The organism is Steroidobacter sp. (assembly GCF_036406195.1).
Taxonomy (GTDB): Bacteria; Pseudomonadota; Gammaproteobacteria; order Steroidobacterales; family Steroidobacteraceae; genus Steroidobacter.
Genome location: NZ_DASWVW010000027.1, coordinates 360,715 through 384,276, shown reverse-complemented (window position 1 = coordinate 384,276; position 23,562 = coordinate 360,715). Strand labels below are relative to the sequence as shown.

General features: G+C 63.0%; 22 protein-coding genes. 7 read left to right on the top strand and 15 right to left on the bottom strand.

Translation table 11 applies throughout. From position 1 onward, the window contains the following. Positions 1 to 63 precede the first annotated feature (63 nt). From nhaB to VGE08_RS13240, 5 genes are all read right to left on the bottom strand, one after another. The gene (nhaB, locus tag VGE08_RS13260; protein WP_331068373.1) at positions 64 to 1,563 is read right to left on the bottom strand and encodes a sodium/proton antiporter NhaB; all 1,500 of its coding nucleotides are present in this window, start codon (positions 1,561 to 1,563) and stop codon (positions 64 to 66) included. A 7-nt stretch (positions 1,564 to 1,570) separates the two neighbouring features. Then, the gene (gene dnaQ / locus VGE08_RS13255; protein WP_331068372.1) at positions 1,571 to 2,326 is read right to left on the bottom strand and encodes a DNA polymerase III subunit epsilon; all 756 of its coding nucleotides are present in this window, start codon (positions 2,324 to 2,326) and stop codon (positions 1,571 to 1,573) included. Continuing rightward, the gene (locus VGE08_RS13250) at positions 2,326 to 3,453 is read right to left on the bottom strand and encodes a DegT/DnrJ/EryC1/StrS family aminotransferase (RefSeq protein ID WP_331068371.1); all 1,128 of its coding nucleotides are present in this window, start codon (positions 3,451 to 3,453) and stop codon (positions 2,326 to 2,328) included. Before VGE08_RS13250 ends, dnaQ begins: the two co-directional genes overlap by 1 nt. A 73-nt stretch (positions 3,454 to 3,526) precedes the next feature. Next, positions 3,527 to 3,985: a ribonuclease HI gene (gene rnhA / locus VGE08_RS13245; protein ID WP_331068370.1), complete on the bottom strand. Its 459-nt coding sequence runs from the start codon at positions 3,983 to 3,985 to the stop codon at positions 3,527 to 3,529. 63 nt (positions 3,986 to 4,048) lie between these two features. After that, positions 4,049 to 4,801 carry a class I SAM-dependent methyltransferase gene (locus VGE08_RS13240; protein WP_331068369.1) on the bottom strand — a complete coding sequence of 251 codons (753 nt, stop codon included), beginning with the start codon at positions 4,799 to 4,801 and terminating at the stop codon, positions 4,049 to 4,051. Between the two features lie 177 nt (positions 4,802 to 4,978). Between VGE08_RS13240 and gloB the strand changes: the two genes are divergently transcribed. The 3 genes from gloB (at position 4,979) to VGE08_RS13225 (ending at position 8,569) form a co-directional block, all read left to right on the top strand. After that, entirely contained in the window at positions 4,979 to 5,755 is a 777-nt protein-coding gene (gloB, locus tag VGE08_RS13235; RefSeq protein ID WP_331068368.1) for a hydroxyacylglutathione hydrolase, read from the top strand. Positions 5,756 to 5,980: 225 nt separating this feature from the next. Continuing rightward, on the top strand, positions 5,981 to 7,660 hold the full coding sequence (locus tag VGE08_RS13230) for a LysM peptidoglycan-binding domain-containing protein (protein WP_331068367.1): 1,680 nt from the start codon (positions 5,981 to 5,983) through the stop codon (positions 7,658 to 7,660). A gap of 120 nt (positions 7,661 to 7,780) precedes the next feature. Then, on the top strand, positions 7,781 to 8,569 hold the full coding sequence (locus VGE08_RS13225) for an enoyl-ACP reductase (protein ID WP_331068366.1): 789 nt from the start codon (positions 7,781 to 7,783) through the stop codon (positions 8,567 to 8,569). A gap of 274 nt (positions 8,570 to 8,843) precedes the next feature. Here VGE08_RS13225 and VGE08_RS13220 read toward each other — a convergent pair whose 3' ends face one another. Both VGE08_RS13220 and VGE08_RS13215 read right to left on the bottom strand, forming a co-directional pair. Then, on the bottom strand, positions 8,844 to 10,739 hold the full coding sequence (locus VGE08_RS13220; protein WP_331068365.1) for a SurA N-terminal domain-containing protein: 1,896 nt from the start codon (positions 10,737 to 10,739) through the stop codon (positions 8,844 to 8,846). A gap of 128 nt (positions 10,740 to 10,867) precedes the next feature. After that, positions 10,868 to 11,158: a DUF2277 domain-containing protein gene (locus VGE08_RS13215; RefSeq protein ID WP_331068364.1), complete on the bottom strand. Its 291-nt coding sequence runs from the start codon at positions 11,156 to 11,158 to the stop codon at positions 10,868 to 10,870. Between the two features lie 216 nt (positions 11,159 to 11,374). Between VGE08_RS13215 and VGE08_RS13210 the strand changes: the two genes are divergently transcribed. Genes VGE08_RS13210 through VGE08_RS13200 form a run of 3 tightly spaced genes read left to right on the top strand, consistent with a single transcriptional unit; the run spans position 11,375 to position 14,615 of the window. Continuing rightward, complete coding sequence (locus tag VGE08_RS13210) at positions 11,375 to 12,346, top strand: DUF3617 domain-containing protein (RefSeq protein WP_331068363.1); 972 nt, start codon at positions 11,375 to 11,377, stop codon at positions 12,344 to 12,346. 42 nt (positions 12,347 to 12,388) lie between these two features. Then, entirely contained in the window at positions 12,389 to 13,210 is an 822-nt protein-coding gene (locus VGE08_RS13205; protein ID WP_331068362.1) for a hypothetical protein, read from the top strand. Further along, positions 13,182 to 14,615, top strand: coding sequence for a tetratricopeptide repeat protein (locus VGE08_RS13200; protein ID WP_331068361.1), 1,434 nt, complete (start codon positions 13,182 to 13,184; stop codon positions 14,613 to 14,615). The genes VGE08_RS13205 and VGE08_RS13200 overlap by 29 nt, the downstream gene beginning before the upstream one ends. A 6-nt stretch (positions 14,616 to 14,621) precedes the next feature. Here the strand turns inward: VGE08_RS13200 and VGE08_RS13195 are convergent, their stop codons facing one another. Genes VGE08_RS13195 through VGE08_RS13175 form a run of 5 tightly spaced genes read right to left on the bottom strand, consistent with a single transcriptional unit; the run spans position 14,622 to position 19,761 of the window. Further along, positions 14,622 to 14,978, bottom strand: coding sequence for a hypothetical protein (locus VGE08_RS13195; RefSeq protein WP_331068360.1), 357 nt, complete (start codon positions 14,976 to 14,978; stop codon positions 14,622 to 14,624). An 8-nt stretch (positions 14,979 to 14,986) separates the two neighbouring features. Beyond that, positions 14,987 to 17,509 carry a cbb3-type cytochrome c oxidase subunit I gene (locus VGE08_RS13190; RefSeq protein ID WP_331068359.1) on the bottom strand — a complete coding sequence of 841 codons (2,523 nt, stop codon included), beginning with the start codon at positions 17,507 to 17,509 and terminating at the stop codon, positions 14,987 to 14,989. Beyond that, entirely contained in the window at positions 17,506 to 18,504 is a 999-nt protein-coding gene (locus VGE08_RS13185) for a cytochrome c oxidase subunit II (RefSeq protein WP_331068358.1), read from the bottom strand. Before VGE08_RS13185 ends, VGE08_RS13190 begins: the two co-directional genes overlap by 4 nt. After that, on the bottom strand, positions 18,501 to 18,899 hold the full coding sequence (locus VGE08_RS13180; protein WP_331068357.1) for a c-type cytochrome: 399 nt from the start codon (positions 18,897 to 18,899) through the stop codon (positions 18,501 to 18,503). The genes VGE08_RS13185 and VGE08_RS13180 overlap by 4 nt, the downstream gene beginning before the upstream one ends. 4 nt (positions 18,900 to 18,903) lie before the next feature. Further along, positions 18,904 to 19,761, bottom strand: a complete 858-nt coding sequence (locus VGE08_RS13175) for a cytochrome c (protein WP_331068356.1) — start codon at positions 19,759 to 19,761, stop codon at positions 18,904 to 18,906. 190 nt (positions 19,762 to 19,951) lie between these two features. Here VGE08_RS13175 and VGE08_RS13170 point away from each other — a divergent pair, with 190 nt between their 5' ends. Further along, positions 19,952 to 20,944: an aldo/keto reductase gene (locus VGE08_RS13170; protein WP_331068355.1), complete on the top strand. Its 993-nt coding sequence runs from the start codon at positions 19,952 to 19,954 to the stop codon at positions 20,942 to 20,944. Between the two features lie 2 nt (positions 20,945 to 20,946). Here the strand turns inward: VGE08_RS13170 and gfa are convergent, their stop codons facing one another. Genes gfa through VGE08_RS13155 form a run of 3 tightly spaced genes read right to left on the bottom strand, consistent with a single transcriptional unit; the run spans position 20,947 to position 23,547 of the window. After that, positions 20,947 to 21,522, bottom strand: a complete 576-nt coding sequence (gfa, locus tag VGE08_RS13165; RefSeq protein WP_331068354.1) for an S-(hydroxymethyl)glutathione synthase — start codon at positions 21,520 to 21,522, stop codon at positions 20,947 to 20,949. 25 nt (positions 21,523 to 21,547) lie between these two features. After that, complete coding sequence (locus tag VGE08_RS13160; RefSeq protein WP_331068353.1) at positions 21,548 to 22,657, bottom strand: S-(hydroxymethyl)glutathione dehydrogenase/class III alcohol dehydrogenase; 1,110 nt, start codon at positions 22,655 to 22,657, stop codon at positions 21,548 to 21,550. Further along, complete coding sequence (locus VGE08_RS13155) at positions 22,654 to 23,547, bottom strand: quinoprotein dehydrogenase-associated putative ABC transporter substrate-binding protein (RefSeq protein WP_331068352.1); 894 nt, start codon at positions 23,545 to 23,547, stop codon at positions 22,654 to 22,656. Before VGE08_RS13155 ends, VGE08_RS13160 begins: the two co-directional genes overlap by 4 nt. Positions 23,548 to 23,562 lie beyond the last annotated feature (15 nt).

Genomic DNA, 23,562 nt, shown 5'->3' with positions numbered 1-23,562 from the left:
GAGGCCGGAGGCGCCACTGTCGAAACTTCTGACAATTCACCAGTCATCAGTCACCGGTCACTTCTAGAGCAAGTACAGCACCCCCCACAGCCCGCTCAGCGTCAGCGTGATCGTGTAAGGCAGCGCCATCCAGACCATCCGTCCATAGGAGAGACGGATCAGCGGGGCCACCGCCGAGGTCAGCAGGAACAGCAGAGCCGCCTGCCCATTGGGGGTGGCGATACTGGGAATGTTGGTGCCGGTATTGATCGCCACTGCCAGCCGCCCGAACTCCTCCGGAGTGATCACCCCCTCCAGCAGCGCAGCTTTGACTTCCGTGATGTAGATCGTGGCGACGAACACGTTATCGCTGACCGCGGACAGCAGCCCGCTCGCCAGATAGAAGATCGCGGCGCGCAACTCGCCGGACTGGTGCAATGCCCAACCCACCACCGGCTCGAACAGATGCTGATCGTGGATCTGCGCCACGATCACGAAGAACACCACGATCAAGGCCGTGAACGGCAACGCCGCCTCGAATGCCTTGCCCAACCGCTGTTCGTCCGTCACGCCGGTGAACGCGGTCGCCAGCACAATCACCAACAAGCCGATCAGGCCCACTTCGGCCAGATGAAATGCAAGTGAGAACACGAGGATCACCGCAGTGATCGCCTGCACGACGATGACAGCCACATCGCGCGGCGTGCGGCGCGCCTCCTGTTCCCGATCGTAGGCTTCGAGCACGTTACGCACCGCCGGCGGCAGCTGTGTGCCATAGCCGAACCACTTCATATGCTCGATGAGCAGGCAGGTCGCGATGCCGACCACGAACACCGGCAGCGCCACCGGCGCCACCTCGAAAAAGAACTGGATGAAGTTCCACCCGGCCTGCTCGGCGACCAGCACGTTCTGCGGCTGACCGACCGGCGTCATTACGCCGCCGAGCACCGTGCCGGCGCCGGCATGCATCAGCAAGCCCCGCAGCACCGCGCGAAACGCGTCGAGATCCGAGCGATGCAGCTCGCCGACGTTCTCGTCCACCGAGCTGTCATGGAGATCGTGTTGTGTCTTGCCCGAAGCGACCTTGTGATAAACCTCGTAGAAGCCCAGCGCGACGGTGATGACCACTGCCAGCACCGTCAACGCATCGAGAAATGCCGCCAGCACGGCCGGCACCAGGCAGAACAGGAACGCCAGCCGGAGGTTCGAGCGCACCTTGAGCAGCAGCTTGGTGAAACAGAACACCAGCATTTCCTTGAGGAAGAAAATGCCGGCGATCATGAAGATCAGCAGCAGGATGATGGGAAAGGCCGTGAGCGTGTGCTGATACACCGACGCCGGATGCGTCAGTCCCAGCAGCACCGCTTCGAGCGCGAGCAAGCCGCCCGGCTGCAAGGGGTAGCACTTCAGCGCCATCGCCAGAGTGAAGATGAACTGCAGCAGGATGAGCCAGCCGGCGACAGTGGCGCCATGCTCACCGCCGAGGAACAGCACCAGCGGATTGAGCGCCAGGAAGCCGACGATGGTCAGCTTGTACCAATGCGGCGCGTTTCCCAGGAAGAGATTGCGATACGCGTGCAGCACGGCGGCTTTATTGCGCCATCGCAGCGGCCTGCGGTGGCGCCATCTCCGGTAGCGTCAATTGTTTCCAGAGTGTCTTGCCCCCGCTGCTCTTGTCGATGGCGGTCAACATGCGCTCGTGCGCCGCGAGCTCCTCCTCGGTAGCGGGCAGCACTTTCAACAAACCGCGGGGCCGGATGACCGCCGCAACAGGCTCGAACACGTCCGCCGAGGCGGAGTCGGTGGTCTCGCCGAGCACCAGCGCCGTCTGGCCACCCGTCATCGCCAGGTAGACGTCGAGCAGGATCTGCGCGTCGAGCAAGGCGCCGTGCAACTCGCGATGCGAGTTGTCGATGCCGTAACGCTTGCACAGCGCATCCAGGCTGTTGCGCTGTCCGGGATGCATCTGCCGCGCCATTGGCAGAGTGTCGATCACGGTGCAGAAATTGCGAGTCTGGCGCAGCGGCCCGGGGAGTCGCTTCAACTCCGCATCGAGAAAGGCCACGTCGAACGCCGCGTTGTGAATGATCAGCTCGGCGCCGCTGATGAACTCGAGCAGCTCATCGACGACATCCGCGAAGCGCGGCTGCTGCGCCAGGAACTCGTTGGTGAGTCCGTGCACCTGGAGCGCGCCCCGGTCCACTTCGCGGTCCGGCCGCAGGTAACGATGGAAGGTGCGGCCGGACTTGCGCCGATTCACAAGCTCGACGCAGCCGATTTCGATGATGCGGTGGCCCTGCTCGGGCTCCAGACCGGTGGTTTCGGTATCGAAGACGACCTGCCGCATCAGCCGCCCAGCACCGATTCTTTGAGCGCCTGCACGACCTGCGCCTGCTGCGCTTCGGTCAGATAGGGATGCATGGGCAAGCTGATGACGCGATTGCCCGCGGCTTCAGAGACGGGGAAGCTGCCCACGCCGTGACCGAGATTCGCGAACACCGGCTGCAGATGCAGCGGCACGGGATAATGCACGGCGGTTGGAATGCCGCGAGCCTTCATGCCCTGCTCGACCTTGGCGCGATCGGGTACCTGCACCGTGTACTGCGCATAAACGCTGGTGCAGTTCGGAGCGACATATGGCGTCACCACCGTGCGCGCCGGATCGCTCTCCTTCGCGAACGCTTCCTGGATCATCTCGGAATAGCGCCCACCGAGCTTGATGCGTGCCTCCACTTCATCCGGGAAGATCTCCAGCTTGGCCAGCAGCACTGCCGCCTGCAACGTGTCGAGTCGACCGTTGATACCCAGACGCGGGTGGTGATACCGACGGTCCTGACCGTGCACGCGAATCTCGCGCATCACCTTTGCCAGGGCGTCATCGTCGGTGAACAGTGCGCCGCCATCGCCGTAGGCACCCAGCGGCTTTGAAGGAAAGAACGACGTCGAGCCGACTTCGGAAACGGCACATGAGCGCTTGCCGTGATACAGCGCGCCGAAACTTTGCGCGGCATCTTCGATGACCGGGATGCGATGCTTGCGTGCGATGGCGTTGATGGCATCCATGTCGGCGCACTGTCCATACAGCGACACCGGCATGATGGCCTTGGTGCGGGGCGTGATCGCCCGCTCGATCAAGTTGGGGTCGATGTTGTAGGTGCGTGCATCGATATCGACAAACACCGGCTTGGCGCCGGTCAGCGCGATCATTTCACCCGTGGCGATGAACGTGAACGGCGAGGTGATGACTTCATCGCCCGCTCCGATGCCGTAGGCCATCAGCGCGATCAGCAGGGTATCCGTACCGCTCGAAGCGCCGATGCAGTATTTCGCGCCGACGTATTCCGCGAGCTTGTTCTCCAGCTCGCCGTGCTCCGCGCCGAGAATGTACTGCCCATGTTCCAGCACCGCCTGGATGCGTGAATTGACCGAGGCATGGATGCGACGGTATTGCGTTTTGAGATCGATGAAGTCCATGGCACTGATCCGGTGAGACCCGCAAGCTGGCGCGCATGATAGCTCATGCGACGACGCTTGCTTCACTCGCCGCTCAGCCCCCGGTGGCGCTCAGTCCGTTGCGCAGCTCATCGATGGCTTGATTGGCGAGCAGATCGGCCCGCTCGTTGCCGGGAACGCCGGCGTGCCCTTTCACCCAGTGCCATTCGATCTTGTGCCGCGCGATCTCGCGTTCCAGCGCCTGCCACAGGTCGATATTCTTGACGGGCTTCTTGTCGGCGGTGCGCCAGTTGCGCAGCTTCCACTGAGGCAACCATTCCATGATGCCTTTGCGCACGTACTGCGAGTCCGTGTACAGCGCCACATCGCAGCCGCGCTTCAGGGCCGCGAGCGCCTGGATGGCGGCCATCAACTCCATGCGATTGTTGGTGGTGAGCGGCTCGGCACCCTTGAGCTCTTTTTCGCGCTCGCCAAAGCGCAGGATCGCGCCCCACCCGCCCGGCCCGGGGTTACCGCGGCAGGCACCATCGGTGTAGATCTCGACAACGGCCATTCAGGGGGTTCGCGTGCTGGAATCGGTGCTGGATATTACATGCGCGCGTAGCCCCACGCGACGTTACATGCGGCGCGTAGCGTTACGTGACGTGGTAGGTTCGATGAGACCGCCGACCACTTTGGGCCGCAATCGCCAGCGCGGTCGAATCGGCGTGAGCGTGTAGACCCGCTTGCGAGCCTTGAGCACGTAGCCACCGGCGAACATCGGCCACAGGTGATTGCCGGCGCGCTCGAAGAAACGTTGCGACGAGGGCGCGCTGGCGCTGAACGGCAGACTGAACAGGTAACGGCGCGCATCGACGATTTCGAAGCCGAGCAGCTTGAGCCAGTCGCGCAGGCGGCCTTCGCCGATCAAGCGCTCGATCCCGGGCGGAAAGCCGCTCTTGGCGAGCCAATGCCGCAGACCCCAACTCGAGAACGGCCGGAAACCGAACACGATCAAATGCCCTTCGGCGGACAGGATGCGCCCCACTTCACGCACGATCTCGTGCGGCTCGGGTTCGTATTCGAGTGTGTGCGGCAACATGACGGCATCTACCGAATCTGATTGGATCGCGAGCGCATCGGTACGCGAGCGGATCGCCGATACGTTGCCGGAGCGGCGCGAGCCATGCCATGCCAATACGGATTTGCGTTGAGTGCGAGCCTCGGCGAGCAAGCCATCGTCCTCGCCCCATTGCCCGATCTGCAGCAGTTGCCAGCCGAACACCTGAGCCAGCGCCTCGCCGGCGACCTTGCGCTCGATCGCATACACGCGCTGGCCGAGCGGCGAGCGCAACCAGGCATGCAGATCGAGTGCGGAAGGTTCGGCCATGACCCAAGGATAACGGATCGGCGAGCGAATGAGTTCAACGCCGCGCGCAGCGGCGATCGAGGCCGGATTCGAGTCAACATTAACGCTTGCCGCTCAGCCACATGGCATGTTTAATTACCCGCTTGGGAGTTTCCCCGGAGCAAGCCCTCCGGATCGTCGCAGGGGTCGGCCAACAACATGCTGCAAGTGACCCCGGTTCGGGCGTTTACTGACAACTACATCTGGTTGATCCATTCGCCAGCCGATACCGCGCGCGTGGTCGCCGTCGATCCGGGCGATGCCCGGCCGGTGGAGCGCACGCTGGCGGAGCGCAATCTGACGCTCGCCGGCATTTTGATCACGCACCATCACGCCGATCATGTCGGCGGCGTCGCCGATCTGCTGCGCAACCGTTCCATTCCGATCTACGGACCGGCCAACGAGAGCATTCCCGGCAATCCCACGCGCCTGCGCGAAGGCGATCGCGCCAGCCTCCCGGATCTCGATCTGGAGTTCCAGGTGCTGGATGTCCCGGGCCACACCGCCGGCCATATCGCGTATGTCGGCCATGGCGCCGTGTTCTGTGGCGACACGCTATTCAGCGCCGGCTGCGGTCGGCTGTTCGAGGGCACCGCGGAACAAATGCACGCCTCGCTGTCCAAGCTGGCGACTCTGCCTGCCGAAACTTTGGTGTACTGCGCCCACGAGTACACGTTGAGCAACTTGAAATTCGGCCGGGCGGTGGAGCCGAACAACCAAGCCACCGCGCGCTACCAGGCCGAATGCCTGGAATTGCGGGCTCGGGATCAGGCAACGATTCCAACCAACATCAGGCGGGAGAGGAATGTGAACCCCTTCCTGCGCTGTGACGACCAGAGTGTGAAACAGGCCGCTGAAGCTCATGCCGGCCGCAGGTTACAGAGTGAACCTGAAGTATTCGCTGTGATTCGTCAGTGGAAGGACGGGTTTCGTTGAGGCCGTTCCGGGGCCTGGATTGCGTTCGATGTGACGTATCGAGTCTGACGTATTCAACCAGGTGCACCGCACCGGAGTGTATGGGAGTCGCCCGCCGGCTCGGTCCAGCACCGAGTTTCAAGGGTAAGACGTTTGCAATTCATTCTGCGCCTGCCTCTTAGAGAGCCCCCGGGTCATCGCCGGGAGCGCTCAACAGATCAAGGGGAAGGCAGGTGGAGGGACCAGATGATTCTGTGGCGACCAGCGGCCGCGCTGCCGGCAATTCTTGCAACGACCATGGTCTTCACGGCCGGTTGTAGTCATCTGGGTTCCAGCCAGAGCCGGGACGAGTCCGACGACGATTCGGTGGAAATGATCGAGCTGGACCCGTCCATCACCAAGCTCGATGAGGCCGCCATCGGTACCTCCGGCCCGGAACAGATCGAAGAGGCCATGGAAACCCTGGACGCGCAGACCGGTCCGCGGCTGGTGCGCGAGCTCGGTCCCGACGGCGCGCCGCTGCCCGAAGCCGGCGATCTGTTCGAACGCATCCGCAAGGGCTACTCGATCCCCGATGTCGATCATCCCGCCGTCGACATCGAGCTGAGCTGGTTCGTACGTCATCCGGACTACCTGGACCGCACTTTCAAGCGCGGCGAGCGCTACCTGCACTACATCGTCGGCGAGATCGAAGCCCGGAACATGCCGCTCGAGCTGGCGCTGTTGCCGGTGGTCGAGAGTGCTTTCAATCCTGTCGCCTACTCGCGCGCCCGCGCTTCCGGCCTGTGGCAGTTCATCGCCGAAACCGGCCGCCGCTATGGCTTGAAACAGAACTGGTACTACGACGGCCGCCGCGATGTGGTCGCGTCGACCAATGCGGCTTTGGACTATCTGCAATTCCTCGCCGACGAATTTGATGGCGACTGGCTACTGGCCGTCGCCGCCTACAACTGCGGTGAAGCCCGCGTCGCCCGCGAGCTGGCCAACAATCGCCGCGCCGGCAAGCCCACCGACTACTTCAGCCTGAAGCTGCCCCGCGAAACGCGTGCATACGTGCCGAAGCTGCTGGCCATGCGCCGCATCGTCGGCGATCCGACTGCCCATGGCCTGGCCTTCGCGCCGATTCCGAATGCGCCCTACTTCGTCAAGGTCGACGTGGGCGGACAGCTCGACCTGCAGGTGGCCGCCGAGCTCGCCGAGCTGTCCAAGGAAGAAATGCTGGCGCTCAACCCCGCGTTCAATCACTGGGTCACCGACCCCGATGGCCCGCACCACATCCTGGTGCCCATCGACCGGCACGAGCGTTTCCAGGCCGGCATCGCCGGGCTGCCGCCCGAAGAGCGCGTGCGCATCGTGTATCACCGCGTGCGTCGCGGCGACACGCTGGGCGAGATTGCCCACAAGTACGGCATCTCGGTCGCCGCCCTGAAGACTGCCAACAAGCTTCGCGGCAACATGATTCATCCCGGCCAGGATCTGCTGATCGCGGCCGCGCCCAGGGGCATGAAGCTGCCGAGCGCCGCCGAGCTTGCGGCTCTGGACGAAACACCGAGGCGCAGCAGCCCGTCCTCGTCGGGCAAGCACGTGGTCCGTCGGGGCGACACCCTGTGGAGCATCGCTCGCCGGCACGGCGTGAGCATGGATCGACTCGCCAACACCAACGGGCTCAACAGCAGCGACACGCTGAGCATCGGTCAGGTGCTTTCCATCCCTGGCACGGCCCAGCTTGCCTCCAACGACAGCAGCTCGGTGGCGCGCTCGACCACTTATGTGGTTCGCCGCGGCGATTCGCTGTCTACCATTGCGGACCGGTTCCGCGTGCGCCTGTCCGACCTGCTCGGCTGGAACAACCTGACCAAGCGCAGCATCATCAAGCCCGGCCAGCGGCTGGTGATGTACGTCGACGACCGTCGCGCGGGCATCTGAAGAGACAGCGGTTAGCGGTTGGTGGCTGGTAAAGACGAAGCTGCCTGACTAACGCCTAACCGCCAACCGCTAACCGCTATCCGCTAGACTACGCCCCGGTTTTTTTCACTGGAGCGGTTCATGGCATTCCTCGCAGGCAAGCGCGCCCTCATCATCGGACTGGCGACCGAGCGTTCCATCGCTTACGGCATCGCCCAGGCCATGAAACGTGAAGGCGCCGAACTGGCGTTCAGCTATCAGGAGCGATTCAAGGATCGCGTCGAGGCCATGGGCAAGGAATTCGGGGCCGCCGCCGTGTTCGAGATGGACGTGGCCAGCGACGAGAGCATCGCCGCCGGCTTCGAGACGCTGAAAAAGAGCTGGGACAAGCTCGACATCATCGTGCACGCCGTGGCGTTCGCCCCGTCGGATGCGATTCGCGGCGGCTTCGTCGAATCGACGACGCGCGAGAACTTCCGTATCGCGCACGACATTTCCAGCTATAGCCTCACTGCGGTGGTGAAAGCTGCCGCGCCGATGCTGGAAGGCCGGGCAGGCTCCATTCTCACCCTCACCTACCTCGGCGCGGTGCGTTCGCTGCCGAGCTACAACGTGATGGGTCTGGCCAAGGCCAGCCTGGAAGCCGGGGTACGCTTCCTCGCCGCCGATCTCGGCCCCAAGGGCATTCGCGTCAACGGCATCTCCGCCGGCCCGATCAAGACGCTCGCTGCGGCGGGCATCGGTGGCTTCCGCAAGATGCTGAGCCAGGTGGCGTCCATCGCACCGCTGCGTCGTAACGTCACCATCGAAGACGTCGGCAACACCGCGGCCTTTCTCGCTTCCGACCTGAGCGCCGGCATCACCGGCGAAATCATCTACGTCGACGCCGGTTACAACACCGTCGGCATGGCCTTCCCCGACAGCGAGTAAACGCCTCGTCGCCCCGCTATCGCGGGGCGCTCGGCCTTGGGAAGTGTTTTAGTTTCCATTGGTGCCGCGCTTCGCGCGGCACGGATGCGGAAGGACAGCGGTCTCACCGTTCGCTGCTGCCCTTCTCATCGCGCCTCAAATCAGCACCTGGCGGGACGACGAGGCTGTACCAGCTACCGTCTCTTACTTCCGTGCCGCGCGAAGCGCGGCACCAGACAAAAAATAAAACCTTTCTCTGGGCCGAGCGCCCCGCGAAAGCGGGGCGACGAGGCGGCTATTCGAAGACCTTGTCGTTGCGGACAATGTCCGCATTGCGCTCGGCCTCTTTCACGTAAGCCGTAAGCTCCTCACCACCCACTCGCTGCTCCCCCTGCCGACGACGCGCTGCCCGCTCCGTCTCCGGCTCCGCACCAGCATCCGCATTCTGAACCTGCGTAACCGCCAGCACCGCATAGTTGCCGTCGTCCGTAACCACACCCGACACGAACGGCTTCTCCTCGGAGATCTGCGACTTCGAAGCCTCGAACGCAGCCCGCACCACCGCAGCCGGCGCAATCGAATCATCCCTTCTCACAAACCGCTTGCCGACCGGCTTCACGCCCATCTCGCTAAGCGCTTCCCAGCCCTCACCCTGCTGCAGCCGTGCAACCGCATCCGCACCCTTCGCCGCCGCTGCGGCACGCGCCGCCTGGGCATGCAAGCGCGACTCGATCTGGCTACGAACTTCCGCAAGCGGGCGCGGCTCGGCCGGCTGGTGAGCCGTCACTCGCAACACCACGGCCTTGTCATCGCCCACGGCGATCAACGGACTGTTCTGCCGACGCTCCAGTACATCGTCACTGAAGGCCGCGTCGATCACGTTCTCGTCGGCACCGAATTCTCCGCCGCCTTCGCGGGTGAAACCCTTGATCTCCTTGACCTGCAGGTTCATCGACTGCGCCACCGAGTCCAGCTCGGTCATGGCAGTAAACGCCGCGTCCGCCAGCTTTTGCGATTCGTCATAGAAGCCGGTTTGCGCCCGCTCCTTGCGATATTCCTCTTCGACCGCGGCACGCGCCTCCTCGAAGCTCTGCACATGACCGGCCTCGACTTCCTCCAGCTTCAGCACGTGATAGCCGAACTGGGTCTTCACCGGCCCGCGAATCTCGCCGGGCTGCATGCTGAACAGCGCATCCTCGAACGGCCCGACGAACATGCCCTTCTGCGCCCAGCCCAGGTCACCGCCCTGCTCGGCCGAGCCCGGGTCCTTGGAATTCTGCTTGGCCAACTGCGCGAAATCGGCGCCGCCCTTGGCCTGCTCGGTGAGCTCCTGCGCCTTCTTCTGCGCGGCCGCGTCATCCAAGCCATCGGTCGCGGTGATCAGAATGTGCCGGCCCTTGCGGCGCTCGGGTGATTCGAAGCGGTCCTTGGTCTGCTCGTAGTAATCCCTCAGCCCCTGCTCGGTAACCTCGATCTGGGACTCGGCCTGCTGCCGCGTCAGCTCGACGTACTGCAGGTCCACCGTCTCGGGCAGCAGAAAGGCGCTGCTGTTTTCCTCGTAATACTTCTGGATCTGCTCGTCGGTGACCTGCGTCGAGGCCAGGAAATCGTTGGCCGGGATCAGCGCGTAGTCGAGCTCGCGCTGCTGTTTCTCCAGCTCATAGCGACGATCCAGCTCGTAAGGCACCACGAACGCGGATTCGAGGACGCCGCTCTGCAACTGCTCGAGCAGCATTTCGGCCTGCAGGTCGGCTTCGAAGCGCGCCTCGGTCGTGCCATTGGAGCGCAACAGGGCGTTGTAGCGATCCGCCGAGAACTTGCCATCGACCTGGAACTGCGGAATTTCCATGATGCGCTGGGCCAGCGCCTCGTCGCTCACCTTGTAACCAAACTGTTTGGCGCGCTGGGTGAGCAGCGTTTGCTGAATGTACTGATCGAGTAGCGCGGACTGCTGGGACTTGGCCATTTCCGGCGGCAGCTCGTTGCGCAGCATCTGCTGCAGCTGAGACTGGCGCTGCTGCCAGGCGCGCCGCACGGTCTCCGCCGGGATCTGCTCGCCATCCACCTTGGCGGCGAAAGTGGTGCCGCCGGACTGGAAGTCGATGCCCCAGAACACGAACACGACGGCAATGGCGCCGAGGAAAATACCGGCGATCCAGCCGGAGCTCTTGTCGCGGATGGTTTGTAGCATGTTGGAGCGGGATGGTTCCCTAAACGATTGATTCCGAACGACTAGCCGGGCGTGCCATGCCGCCTGCGGCGCGCGATAGTAACAAAACCCGGCGGCCGCGGGCACATTACGCCCGGCAGCACTCCAAGTCAGGCATTGGGTCCGGCCTTGGCCCCGAATCTCGCGGCGGAGCGAGCCCGTGCACGTTCCGCTTCGAGCTCGCGGTTCTTCGGCTCCGCGCTGGTCGTCATGGAACGAATCAGTGTGCGGGCGGCGGCGGAGACCTCTGCCACCGCGCGCTCGAAGGCTGCTTCATTGGCCTTGGAGGGAATCGTGAAGCCGCTCAGCTTGCGGACGAACTGCAAGGAGGCGTCATGGATCTCGTCGTCTGTCGCCGGCGGCGGCTCGAAATTGAACAATGTTTTGATGTTGCGGCACATACGCCCTCCGTCCGCACACGGCTAGCGACAGCTCATTGCTCACCCGAGGACGCGCCAGCCGCCACCCTGCCGACATCCGGGGCCGCATCCCGCCCAACATCATTGGCTGCAGGCAGTAGCACTCGCTACCATAAAGTCAACTGCCTTGACGGGACATGGCGCTGCAAAGCCGCGCATGCGACCCTGGGTGGCATCCTACCAGTGCGGGAATAAATTATGAAAAACGTGTGCGCGCTCCTGTTGCTCACCTGTGCCGGCACGGCGTTGGCCCAGGGCTCGGTCCAGGGTGAAAAATGGCGGATCACCTCCTCCATGCAGATGCCCGGCATGTCCATGCCGGGCATGTCCTCGGAGATCTGCAAGGAGCCCGGTGCGGACACCGCGCCCATCAAGACCGAACAGAACTGCGAGATCTACGACATGCAGCGCAACGGCAACGTGCAGAGCTTCAAGATGCGTTGCACGGGCAAGAACGCGGTGGAAGGCACGGCGCAGTTCACTTACCTGGGCCCCGACCACTACCAGGGCCGGATGGAAATGACCACCCAGGGCAATACCATGGTCATGAACTACGAGGGCCAGAAGATCGGCGCCTGCGACGGTCGTGAAATAAACCTGCAGGCCAAGAAAATGATCGCCGAGGGCGAGCGGCAGCAGAAGCTGGCCGACCAGCAGTTGAAAGAGTCCTGCCGCGAGCTCGCCGCCAAGGCCGAGGGCCCGGGCATGTTCCACATGTGCAAGGACCCGGCCGACAAGGCAACCTACTGCGCGGAGGTCCGCAAGCCCGAGAACTTCCTGCGCCTGGCCAAGCAGGAAAAGAACCATGTGCGCTACGTGCCCAACGACAACAACCCCGATGCCCGGCCCCTGACCCAGTCCGCCCACATCTGCGGTTTCGTGGTCGAGAAGGAACGTGAAGGCATGTGCCAGCGCGCCGAGAAGGACGGCAATCTGGACTTCATCGCCAGCCAGTGCCCGACGCAGGGCGCCGGCATCGCCGCTGCGCAGTGCGCCGGCCGCCGCTACACCGCCATTGCGGAACGTTATCGCCGCTTCTGCTCGGAGTACGCCAGCAACCAGGAGCAACTGGGCGAACAACAACAGCAGCAGCCCGGCACGCCGATGGAAAAGACCAAGGGCTTGTTCAACAAAGGCAAGAAGGCGTTGGGCGGCCTGTTCAACAACTGACGCCGCAGGTCGCGCTTGGCGCGCCGACTGCCAGGTCGACACATGCGCCGATCATGGAGGCACGCCGCCGCCTCCCTGGTCGGCGCCTTGCTTTGGGTGATTGCAGTTCCACTGCACGCCGATGCACACGATGCCTATCCACACGCTGCGCGCAGCTATCTGCTCATGCGTGACCAACAGGTGCTCTGGCAACGCGCGCCGACGCTGCAATTACAGCCGGCGTCTCTCACCAAGTTACTCACGGCACTCGTCGTTCTCGAATCCGATTGGGACTCCGATCGCTGGCTCACCGTGAGCAAATACGCAGCCAGCGTGCCGCCATCGCGACTCGGCTTGCAGGCGAACGAGCAAATCACTGCTGGAGCCGCGCTTGCGGCAATGCTGATCCGGTCAGCCAACGATGCGTGCCGCGTGCTGGTCGAAGGCGTCACCTCGGATCTCACCGCATTCAGAGCGCGTATGAAGGCACGCGCCGCTCGCCTCGGCATGAGCGACTCGAACTTCGTCGATCCGTGCGGCTTCGACGCGTCCGGTCAATACAGCACCGTCAGTGATCTCTTGAAACTGGCGCAGGCCGCGCGAGCGGTGCCGCTCATCGCACATCTGACTGCCCTGCCTGAAGCGCAACTCACCACACGTGCCGGCCGCTCGATCAAATTCCACAACACCAACGCCCTGCTCGGCCGACTCGAAGGCGCCGCAGGATTGAAGACCGGCAACACCTCGCAAGCCGGCCAATGTTTGATCGCCTATGTACGCCGGGGGGATCATGAAGTCTGGCTCGTGATGCTGGGCGGAACCCAGCGTTGGTGGCTGGCGCACGGAATGATCGACGATGCGTTCGCTGCACTACCTGCAGACTGACCAGCACGTGCCGCGAGCTGCGTGGCTGGCTCTGTTGCTGCCTGCGCTGCCGGCGCTGGCCATCATTGCGTTGTGGTGGCCGGCATTGCCTGCCAGCTTTCAGTTCGATGATTGGAATGTCATCGTCAACGAACCGCGCGTGCACTCGCTGGCCGCCTGGTGGCAGTCCATGCCGGGCATTCGCCCGCTACTCAAGCTCAGCTACGCACTCAACATGACGCTCGACGCCAGCCCGACGGGGTTTCGCGTCGTGAACGTCCTCATTCATGCGATCAATGCGATCCTGGTAGCGTCGCTGCTTCGTACACGAGGCATTCGCTCAGGGCTGGTCGAAGCAGATGCATCCGCTGCCGCGCTGCTGGCGGCGCTGTTCTTTGCATTGCATCCGGTGCAAACCGAAGCCGTCACCTACATTTCGGGACGCTCGAGCTCGCTTGCTGCATGCTTTTGCCTGCTCAGTCTGTACTGCTGGGTTCGAAGCGAGCAAAGCGAGCGCTCGCGACCTGCTTCCGGCTGGCTTGCGGCATGTTGCCTTTGTTTCATACTGGCGGTCGCGACCAAAGAATTCGCGGCGGTGCTGCCGTTCGCCCTGCTGCTCTACTCCGCCGATCGCTCATTCCCTGCAACCTTGCGACGACTGACGCCTCCGTTGCTTCTCATGGTGCTGATGCTGTGTATCGCGCTGAGCCTGCCTACTTACCGGCGGCTGTTGGCGGTCAGCCTGGATACGCGAAGTATTGCTGAAAATCTGCTCACCCAAGCGCACGGTGTTTTGTATTTGGCAGGTCAGCTGGCCCGCCCTTGGAACGGCAACGCAGATCCGCAGTTCGCGGTGGTGCCGATGAACTGGCTGAGTGCGAGCCTGTGCGTTGCCTGGCTCGCCATCCTGGCGATCGCATTGTCGAGAGTGAGACGAGCACCCGTTGGCGCATTCGCGGTGTTGTGGTTTCTGCTGTGGCTGGCGCCGACCAACTCGCTGCTGCCGCGACTGGATGTGGCAAACGACCGGCAGTTGTATCTGGCGTTGGCAGGACCGGCCTGGTGGTTGGCTACACGCCTGATCGCTTGGCATCGCGCACGATCGGTGCCCATCGCTGCCATCATCGCCTTGCTGCTGACGACCTTGGCCTGGTTCACCTACCAACGCAATCTCGTCTACGACACCGAGATCACTTTCTGGCAGGACACCGCCGAACGCAATCCAGACAACTCACGCGCCGCCAACAATCTCGGCATGGCGTACGCAATCGACTGTCGCTTCGACGAAGCGGCTGAAGCCTTCAAACGCGCCATTGCGTCGAGTCCGGACGAGTACCACGCACGAATCAATCTAGCCCTGCTACGCCAAGGACAGCTGCCCGGCGTCGATTTGCAACATTGCGCTCGGCGCGCGCACCAGCACTGACGAAGATCACCGCTGCGGACAAGCACTCGTCACCAGGAGCGGCATCACCAGCAGCAGCAACGCAACGAGCGCGAGCGCTCCACACGCAAATGTCACGAAGCCAATGAAGCGCGAGTACTCGTCCATCTGCGCGGCACGATGCAATCGATAGCCCCGGCGCACAATCAGCACGGTGATCAGGCCAGCCAATGTTGATGCCAAGAGCGTCACGAGAGTGACGACAGGCAAGCCCAACAGGCTCGCACCGGCGAACCCTTTGGCGCACGCCACCGCCACAAACACATAGACGAACACGAAGTCCGCCATCCACACCAGCAGTCCGCCCAACAACAGAAAGCTCGTGGCTGTGAACCGGTGCTGCATGACCGGCCTCACGTTGCCAACCGCGACGAATGCATCACGAGCAGCGCGATCACACCCTGTGCCGCGCTGTAGTACCACATGATGCGAGTGTTATCGAACACGTTGCGACGTACGGAATCGATCATCCGCAGCCACAGACGAACCATGGTGAACCCCGCCATCAGCGTCAGCAGCACCGCGTGCAAACCCTGCCACGCGAGCATGGTGTACGCCGTTGATGCATAGCCATGCATTTGCGGCCGCAAGTTCGTTCCGAGCAATGCATGCAGGCTGGCGCCGAATGCAATCCAAAGCGTCACAAGGGCCAGAACGAACGCGACAGTCACCCTGCTCGTCTGATTCGAGCGCAAGGCCCGGTTCGCAACGATCATCGCGCCCACCGACATCGCCCACGCAATCAACGCGCCGAGCGAGCTGCCGATCAGCGGCAAGTCCAGGCTCGCTGGCGGAAATCCCGACGGAGTGATGGTCCACAAGTAGTAGAACGAGAACACCAGACACGCGAAGATGCTGCCATCCACCAGCATCAGCACTACCATCGACCACCAGGAGTGCGAGCTGCTGCCGCTCATGTAATCCGGCAGATTCAGACTGCCGCCGACATCGAACAGCTTGCCTGAAGGCGCGGGATCGACTTCCCACAGCCACTTCAAGATGCTCACGAGCGCGACGACGGCGCCGAAGACTGCAACCACGGTCCACTTCACCGTCAGTGAAAGAAAGAACACGGCGGTCCCAACACCCGCCAGCACCGGCCACCCGCTCGATCCCGGCAATCTCAGCAAATATTGAGGCCGGGCGTCGATGGGACTGGTGACAATGGTTTCGCGCCTGCCGCTGAGAGTCCCGGGCAGATAGTGCCGGCCCGCGTCCACTTCCTCGCGCAGCCCCGGCTTCTCCCACAATGGCTCGCGACTGGTGACGAAAGGAATGCTGCGAACGGCGTACTCGTCCTGCGGCAGCCATTCGAGCGTACCGGCCTTCCAGGGATTGGTGTCCACCTTGCCGGCGGGCCGGAAATGCAGCAGCAGGTCGAGCAACACGAGACCGATGCCCGCGGCAAACACGAAGGCACCAATCGTGGACAGCAGGTTGTAAATCTCGAGACCGTAGCCGTCCGCATACGTCCACACGCGGCGAGGCATGCCGAGCAAGCCCGCAATGTGCATCGGAAAGAACGTGAGATTGACGCCGATGAACATGATGGCACAGGCCCACGCCCCCATTCGTTCCGACAGCCGCTTGCCGCTGATGAGCGGCGCCCAGTAGTAGATACCGGCGAACACCGGAAACAGCATGCCGCCGATGAGCACATAGTGCAGATGGGCGACGACGAAGTAAGTGTCGTGCACCTGCCAGTCATACGGCACCACGGCGAGCATCACGCCCGTGAGGCCGCCCAGCACGAACACGCCGAAGAAGCCCAATAGAAAGTATGTCGGCGTCGCTCGCTGCACATTGCCCCGCCACAGCGTCGCGAGCCACGAGAAAACCTGCAGCCCGGCGGGGATGGCCACCGCCATACTGGCCGCTGAGAAAAAACTCAGCGACAGGTGCGGCATGCCAGTCGCAAACATATGATGCACCCACAGCGCAAACGAAATCGTGCCGGTGCCCAACAGCGCGACAACGATCCATCGATAGCCGATCAGCGGCGTCTGCGCCATGGTGGCCACCATCATCGACACCAGGCCCGCGGCCGGCAGGAAAATGATGTAGACATCGGGATGGCCGAACAGCCAGAACAGGTGCTGCCACAGCAAGGGATCGCCGCCCCGCTCCGCCAGGAAGAACGGCCAGTGAAAAGCCCGCTCCAGTTCGAGTAGCGCGGTCGCGAGAATCACCGGCGGAAAACCGAAAATGATCATGGCGCCGACGATGAGCATCGCCCACAGATAGATGGGCATCTTGTCCGGCGTCATGCCCGGCGGCCGCGTGCGCAGGATGCCGACCACGATTTCGATGGCGCCCGCGATCGCGGAGATCTCGATGAAGCCGATACCGAGCAGCCAGAAGTCCGTGCGCAGCCCCGGCGAGAACTCATAGCTGGTCAGCGGCGGATACATGAACCAGCCGCCATCGGGCGCGAGATCGAAGAAGATGGTGGTGAAAAACACCAGGCCGCCGACGAAGTAGGCCCAGAACGCATAGGCGGACAAGCGAGGGAACGGCAGATCGCGCGCACCCTGCATTGCGGGCAACAACAGGATGCCGATGGCTTCGATGACCGGCACCGCGAACAGAAACATCATCACCGAGCCGTGCATGGTGAACAGCTGGTTGTACAGGTCGTGGCCAACGAGATCGTTGCCGGGGACGGCCAGCTGCGTGCGCATGATCAGCGCCAGAATGCCGCCGAGCACGAGAAACAAAATGGCGGCGCCGATGTACCACAGCCCGATGACCGTGTTGTTTACCTGCGTGAGCGCGCGCCACCCGCGATCACGCTTCCACACCTTCTGCAGTTGTTCGATCTCGCCTGGCGGACGCGGCAGCTGGTTCGGCAGCTCGGGCGGTGGACGAATGCTCACTCGAGACTCCCCAGCCACGCCGACAATGCTCTGAGCTCGACGCCGGTGTACGCGAGACTGGAGGGCATTTTGTTACCCGGTTTGACCTCCTGGGAGCCAGCGATCCACCCAGCCATGGTGCCGATGTGATTGTTCAGGGTTCCCGCGGCGAGCGACTTACGACCACCGACATGAGTGAGATCGGGCCCGGACGTGCCAGTCGCGGGCGTACCGCGAATGGTGTGACACTCGTGGCATTCGCCTCGGAAAAACGCGTCGTAACCTGTTTCGAGAAACGCATCGGTTGGCTGGCTCGCGGGCAGCGCTTGCCGCTCCAGCCACGTGTCGAAGTCCGTCGGGTCCTGCGTCACGACAAACATGGCCATCAATGCGTGCTGACCGCCGCAATATTCCGCACAGAGTGCGCGATAGCTTCCCTCCTCGCTCGTTTGCAGACGCAAGCGAGTGGTGCGTCCCGGAATCATGTCGATCTTGCCGGCCAGCGACGGCGCCCAGAAGCTGTGAATGACATCGGTGGTCGACAACAGCAGCTCCACCGCTCGATTCGTGGGCATGCGGATCTCGTTCGCAAGCACCACCGCTGCGCTTTGCCCATCTCGTTCATAGCGCACTTCCCACCACCATTGCTTGCCGACGACGTGAATCCTCAGCACACCGTCATTGGCGGGCTCGCGCCCGGAGGCATCACCGATGCCGAAGCATTCAAGAAACAACTGCAGCGCGTTGGAGGAGCCGATGGCATTCAAGCCATTGCCAACGGCGAGCGAATACATCAACAGCGTGGCGAGCGTGACGATGGGAAACGCCAGGCCGCCGCCCAGGACCCAGAGCCGCGCGTTCACTGACCTGGCCTTGGCCAGAACGCCATAGACGGCCAGCGCCATTACCACGATGAAGATGATCGCGCCGCCGACATACAAGACGTTGCCGAGCTGATCGATCAGCGCCGCGCCGCTGCCTGCCGCCGGATCGATGGCCGAGGCAGGATGTTTCATGGCCAGCGGGACTCGTACAGATAAGCAGCCATGTCCTTGGCTTCCTGCTCGGTCACCGCAATGGCGGGCATCGCGGTCAGCGGCGCCATCGACGGAGCGTCGATGATCCAACGCACCAGCGTCTCGGGATCGTTCGGAAACTTGCCCGCGACATACGAGCGGTGCGAATAGTCAGCCAGCGCCGGTCCAACTCGGCCCACTGCGTCCGGGATACCTGGAATGACATGGCACACACCACATTCGTAGCGAGCCAGAGCCGTACGACCTCTGTCTGGATCGCCGCCAATCACTCTCGGTTCGTAGTCGCGTTCGGGAATACACGCTGCCAGCATCGATGACGTGAGAATCAGCGCGGCATGAGCCAACTCGACCGAGGGACGCAACTGCCAGGCCATCTCGCTACTCTCGTTCCGTCATCAAGTAGCGCGCCATGTGTTGCGCGTGCGGCTCGATCACGTCGAGGTCGGGCATCATGGTGTGTGGGCTGATGGACTGGGGCGACACGATCCAGCGCACCAGATTCTCTGGCGTGTTCGGCAGGATGCCGCCGATGTACTTGCGCTCGTGCCAGTTCACCAGTGGTGGTCCTACATGCGTGTTGGGTCCGACCAAGCCGCCGATGATGTGGCAGTTGTCGCATGCGTATTGTCGAAAGATGATCTGCGCGCGCTCTCGGCTATACGCCTTGACGGTCGTGGGCTTGGGGCAATCTGCCCCGCTGCTGGCCGCATCCAGCTTGCGATGCTCTGCCACTGTCATGAAAGGCATGGCCTTCAGGAACGCAACCGTCGACCACAATCCTTCGGTCGAGATGCGATATTCCCAAGCCGGCATGCCCGACATGCGCACACCCTGCTGCGTGACATAGAAGAGATGCGCAGCCGGCCATTCACGAGCCGACTCCGACAGGCTGCTCGGTGAAGGCAATTGCCCGCGTCCCAAGGGATCGCGAGCGACACCCGGTGCGCCATGACATTGCACGCAGTACCGCCGATAACAGGCATAGCCCACATTTACATCGGCGACGCGCTCCAAGTCCGGAACGACGATCTTGTCCGCATACCGCGCCACCGAGAATCGCAGCCCCGTTTCCAGGATGCGATAAGTGATGGCGAAGTGCTGCTTGGTGGCTGCGGTGCTATAGGCGCCGGATAGCAGTATGACCGCGCCCGCCGCAGCGCCGATCACGACCAGCGCGACGGCCCCGATGACGCTGAATAAGAGCTTGTGACGATGCGCGACTTGCCTGGCCGGCACGGCGTGACCTGCTTGCCATTGCGGAGGTGCTGCACCTTAATCATCGGAGGCGAGTCAAGTTCCCCCTACCTGGCCACCCATCCTGCCAGCGCGCTGGCGCATCCCCCGTCGAGCTGCGAGAATTTGGTACCGGTATCACGCCAGGAACGGCTGTGCGGCGTGCTCACCTCGTTTTCAAAAGGAGTAACTCATGACCACGCATACCCGCCCCTTCGGCCGCACCGGCTGGAACGTGATGGAGATCGGTTTCGGTGCCTGGGCCATCGGCGGTCAATGGGGCGATGTCGACGAGGCACAGGCAAAGGATGCGTTACGCGCCGCGCTGGAGTCAGGCACGAACTTCATCGACACCGCCGATGTGTACGGCGACGGCCGCTCGGAACGCATCATCCGCGACGTGCTCAAGGAGTGGCCGGGTCCGCGCCCGATCGTCGCAACCAAAGCTGGCCGCCGGCTATCCCCGCATGTCGCCGACGGTTATACGCGCGCCAACCTGGAAGCCTTCGTGGATCGCAGCTTGGCGAACCTCGGCGTCGATACGCTCGACCTGCTGCAACTTCATTGTCCGCCGACCGAGGTCTACTACCGGCCGGAAGTCTTCGAGGCGCTGGACGTTCTGGTGACCGCCGGCAAGCTCCGGCACTACGGCGTGTCCGTGGAAAAGGTCGAAGAGGCGCTGAAAGCGATCGAATATCCCGGCGTGCAGTCGGTGCAGATCATCTACAACATCTTTCGCCAGCGCCCGGCGGAATTATTGTTTCGTGAGGCCAAGGCGCGCCACGTGGCGATCATCGCTCGCGTGCCGCTGGCGAGCGGCTTGCTCACCGGCAAGTTGAATCGCAACTCAAAGTTCGCCGCGGACGATCATCGCAACTTCAATCGTCACGGCGAGGCGTTCGACGCCGGCGAGACTTTCTCGGGCGTACCTTACGATGTCGCTCTGGACGCGGTTGAAGCCATCCGGCCGTTGGTGCCGGTGGGAACGCCGATGGCAGCATTCGCGCTGCGCTGGATCCTGATGGCCGAGGCAGTGTCCGTGGTCATTCCCGGCGCGAAGTCGCGCGAGCAGGCACTGGCGAACGCGGCCGCAAGTCAGCTTGCGTCATTGTCCCCGGCGACAATGCAGGCGCTGCGCTCGAATTACGAGCAGCAGATCGCCCGCCACGTTCACCATCGCTGGTGAGGCTACGCCGCCAGCACTCCCTTTGCTTTCGCCGTGTGGGTCGCAATCAGATCCATCAACGCGGGCGACAGGCAGTCGTACGGCGTCAGCCCCAACTCCTGCAGGCGCGAGCGCACCGCTCCCATGTTCTCCGGCTTCGCGCCCGCCTCGATGATGGACGAGACGAACGCCGCGAATTCCGGCGCGGCCCAGCCCTTCTCGCTGAACAGCTCGGGGTGCACGAAGTCGAAGCCATAGAACGGATGGTTCTTGTTTTCGATGCGCCCGTACATGTGCACGCCGCAGCCGGTGCAGGCATAGCGCTGGATGGGCGCCGACTCATCGACGATCTTGAGCTTGTCGGCGTTCGCCGTGACCGTGAGCTTGTCGCGCGGAATCACGGCGACCATGGAGAACAGCGCGCCCTCCGGCTTCCAGCACTTGGTGCAGCCGCAAACGTGATTGAACGCAACGTCGCCGTCGAGCTTGACGGTCACCTGCCGGTCCTTGCACTTGCAGGTCAGGGTCCCCCCGGCGAAGCCGCTCGTGCCCTTCTGTACGCCGTTATCCACCGACGGATGTATTTTCAAAGCTGCCATGGTCGTTCTCCAATTCGTTGTTGCTTCAGAACAGCGCGACGCTCCGGATCGACTCGCCCTTGTGCATCAGGTCGAACGCGTCGTTGATGCGTTCGATGGGCATCTGATGGGTGATCAGCTCGTCAATCTTGATCTTGCCATCCATGTACCAATCGACGATCTTCGGCACGTCGGTGCGGCCACGCGCACCGCCAAACGCGGTTCCCTTCCACACTCGCCCGGTCACGAGCTGGAACGGCCGTGTGCGAATCTCCTGCCCGGCGCCCGCCACACCGATGATGATCGACTGCCCCCAGCCACGGTGACAGCACTCCAGCGCCTGACGCATCAGATCGACATTACCCACGCACTCGAAGCTGTAATCCGCGCCACCATCAGTGACATTCACGAGGTGTGCCACCAGATCGCCTTCGACTTCCTTCGGATTGACGAAGTGGGTCATGCCGTACGCTTCAGCCAGCGGCACGCGCCGTGGGTTGATGTCCACGCCCACGATCTTGTTGGCGCCGACCAGACGTGCGCCCTGGATGACGTTGAGCCCGATGCCGCCGAGGCCGAAGACGACCACGTTGGCGCCCGGCTCGACCTTGGCCGTGTTGATCACCGCGCCGATGCCGGTCGTGACGCCGCAGCCGATGTAACAAACCTTGTCGAACGGCGCGTCCTCGCGAATCTTCGCGACCGCGATCTCCGGCAGTACCGTGTAGTTCGCAAAGGTCGAGCAACCCATGTAGTGATGAATCATTTCCTTGCCGATCGAGAATCGGCTGGTGCCGTCGGGCATGACGCCCTTGCCCTGCGTGGCGCGGATCGCCGTGCATAGATTGGTCTTGCGCGACAGGCACGATTTGCACTGCCGGCATTCCGGCGTGTACAGCGGAATGACGTGATCGCCCTTGCGCACCGAGGTGACGCCCGGCCCGACATCGACCACCACACCCGCGCCCTCGTGACCGAAGATCACCGGGAACAACCCCTCCGGATCGGCGCCCGAGCGCGTGAATTCATCGGTGTGACAGATGCCGGTGGCCTTGATCTCCACCAGCACTTCGCCGGCGCGCGGTCCGTCGAGATCGACAGTAGTGACTTCCAGCGGCTTGCCAGCGGCATACGCAACAGCAGCTTTGACTTTCATTGTTCCTCCGGGCGGGCTTGCTTGACCTGGCCGCTGGCATCCAGCAGCGGCACGCGATAACTCGACAGGATTTCATCGATCCTGCCCTGATGCGCATCGATCCAGGCGTCGAGCTCGCCTTGCCATTGTTTCTCGCCAAAGCGCACGCCCATGGCGATTTCATAGTTGAATTTGATCTGCGGATCGGGCGGGAACGGCACGGTCTGCCACGCAGGGTTGGCCGCATGGCGCTGCGCCAGGTAGCCGGCGACCGGTCCCCATACGATGGCGGCATCGATCTTTCCGGACTGCAGGTCCTGTCCGATGATGTGCGCCGGATTCTCCGCGGGATCGCCGCTCTGCGCGGCGTAGATCTCGGCCTGCTCGATCAGACCATTCTTCAACAGCCAGTCGGCTCCAGGTGAGCGTGCGAACACTCCGATACGCAGCTTCGAGAGCCGGTCGCGCGGCAACTTCAGCAGATCGTCGGGCGTCCGCAGATTGCGCAGGTCGCTTTTTTCCGCGAACAACAACGCATACGTGGACTGCATGTACGGCCGCGTCGTCGCAGTCAGCTCGTAGCCCTTGGGCACGCCGATGATCACATCGCACTTGTATTGCTTCGTGGTCTCGTCGCGACGACGCAGCGTATTGCGCACGAAGCCCATGCGCTGTGGAAAGAAGGTGTACTCGATGCTCTTGCCCAGATCGCGCGCCAATTCTTCGGCGATCTTGTTCTCGTAACCTTCGCCGCGTTCATTGGATTGCGGCAGGTTGTTCGGGTCGGCGCACACGCGCAGCACCGATTGCTCCGGGGTCGCCGGGACGGCGCTGGCCGACAGTACGAAACCGGCCAGCGCCGCGGCGCCCAGGTTCAATCCCGCGCGCCGCAATCCGACCCGCCATTCCATCCGCGATCTGTGGCG

What these genes read in the sequence shown, in the direction of transcription:
- dnaQ (WP_331068372.1), bottom strand. Translation starts at nt 2,326, where the DNA reads ATGCGGCAGGTCGTCTTCGATACCGAAACCACCGGTCTGGAGCCCGAG.
- VGE08_RS13250 (WP_331068371.1), bottom strand. Translation starts at nt 3,453, where the DNA reads ATGGACTTCATCGATCTCAAAACGCAATACCGTCGCATCCATGCCTCG.
- rnhA (WP_331068370.1), bottom strand. Translation starts at nt 3,985, where the DNA reads ATGGCCGTTGTCGAGATCTACACCGATGGTGCCTGCCGCGGTAACCCC.
- VGE08_RS13240 (WP_331068369.1), bottom strand. Translation starts at nt 4,801, where the DNA reads ATGGCCGAACCTTCCGCACTCGATCTGCATGCCTGGTTGCGCTCGCCG.
- gloB (WP_331068368.1), top strand. Translation starts at nt 4,979, where the DNA reads ATGCTGCAAGTGACCCCGGTTCGGGCGTTTACTGACAACTACATCTGG.
- VGE08_RS13230 (WP_331068367.1), top strand. Translation starts at nt 5,981, where the DNA reads ATGATTCTGTGGCGACCAGCGGCCGCGCTGCCGGCAATTCTTGCAACG.
- VGE08_RS13225 (WP_331068366.1), top strand. Translation starts at nt 7,781, where the DNA reads ATGGCATTCCTCGCAGGCAAGCGCGCCCTCATCATCGGACTGGCGACC.
- VGE08_RS13220 (WP_331068365.1), bottom strand. Translation starts at nt 10,739, where the DNA reads ATGCTACAAACCATCCGCGACAAGAGCTCCGGCTGGATCGCCGGTATT.
- VGE08_RS13215 (WP_331068364.1), bottom strand. Translation starts at nt 11,158, where the DNA reads ATGTGCCGCAACATCAAAACATTGTTCAATTTCGAGCCGCCGCCGGCG.
- VGE08_RS13210 (WP_331068363.1), top strand. Translation starts at nt 11,375, where the DNA reads ATGAAAAACGTGTGCGCGCTCCTGTTGCTCACCTGTGCCGGCACGGCG.
- VGE08_RS13205 (WP_331068362.1), top strand. Translation starts at nt 12,389, where the DNA reads ATGCGCCGATCATGGAGGCACGCCGCCGCCTCCCTGGTCGGCGCCTTG.
- VGE08_RS13200 (WP_331068361.1), top strand. Translation starts at nt 13,182, where the DNA reads ATGCGTTCGCTGCACTACCTGCAGACTGACCAGCACGTGCCGCGAGCT.
- VGE08_RS13195 (WP_331068360.1), bottom strand. Translation starts at nt 14,978, where the DNA reads ATGCAGCACCGGTTCACAGCCACGAGCTTTCTGTTGTTGGGCGGACTG.
- VGE08_RS13185 (WP_331068358.1), bottom strand. Translation starts at nt 18,504, where the DNA reads ATGAAACATCCTGCCTCGGCCATCGATCCGGCGGCAGGCAGCGGCGCG.
- VGE08_RS13180 (WP_331068357.1), bottom strand. Translation starts at nt 18,899, where the DNA reads ATGGCCTGGCAGTTGCGTCCCTCGGTCGAGTTGGCTCATGCCGCGCTG.
- VGE08_RS13170 (WP_331068355.1), top strand. Translation starts at nt 19,952, where the DNA reads ATGACCACGCATACCCGCCCCTTCGGCCGCACCGGCTGGAACGTGATG.
- gfa (WP_331068354.1), bottom strand. Translation starts at nt 21,522, where the DNA reads ATGGCAGCTTTGAAAATACATCCGTCGGTGGATAACGGCGTACAGAAG.
- VGE08_RS13160 (WP_331068353.1), bottom strand. Translation starts at nt 22,657, where the DNA reads ATGAAAGTCAAAGCTGCTGTTGCGTATGCCGCTGGCAAGCCGCTGGAA.
- VGE08_RS13155 (WP_331068352.1), bottom strand. Translation starts at nt 23,547, where the DNA reads ATGGAATGGCGGGTCGGATTGCGGCGCGCGGGATTGAACCTGGGCGCC.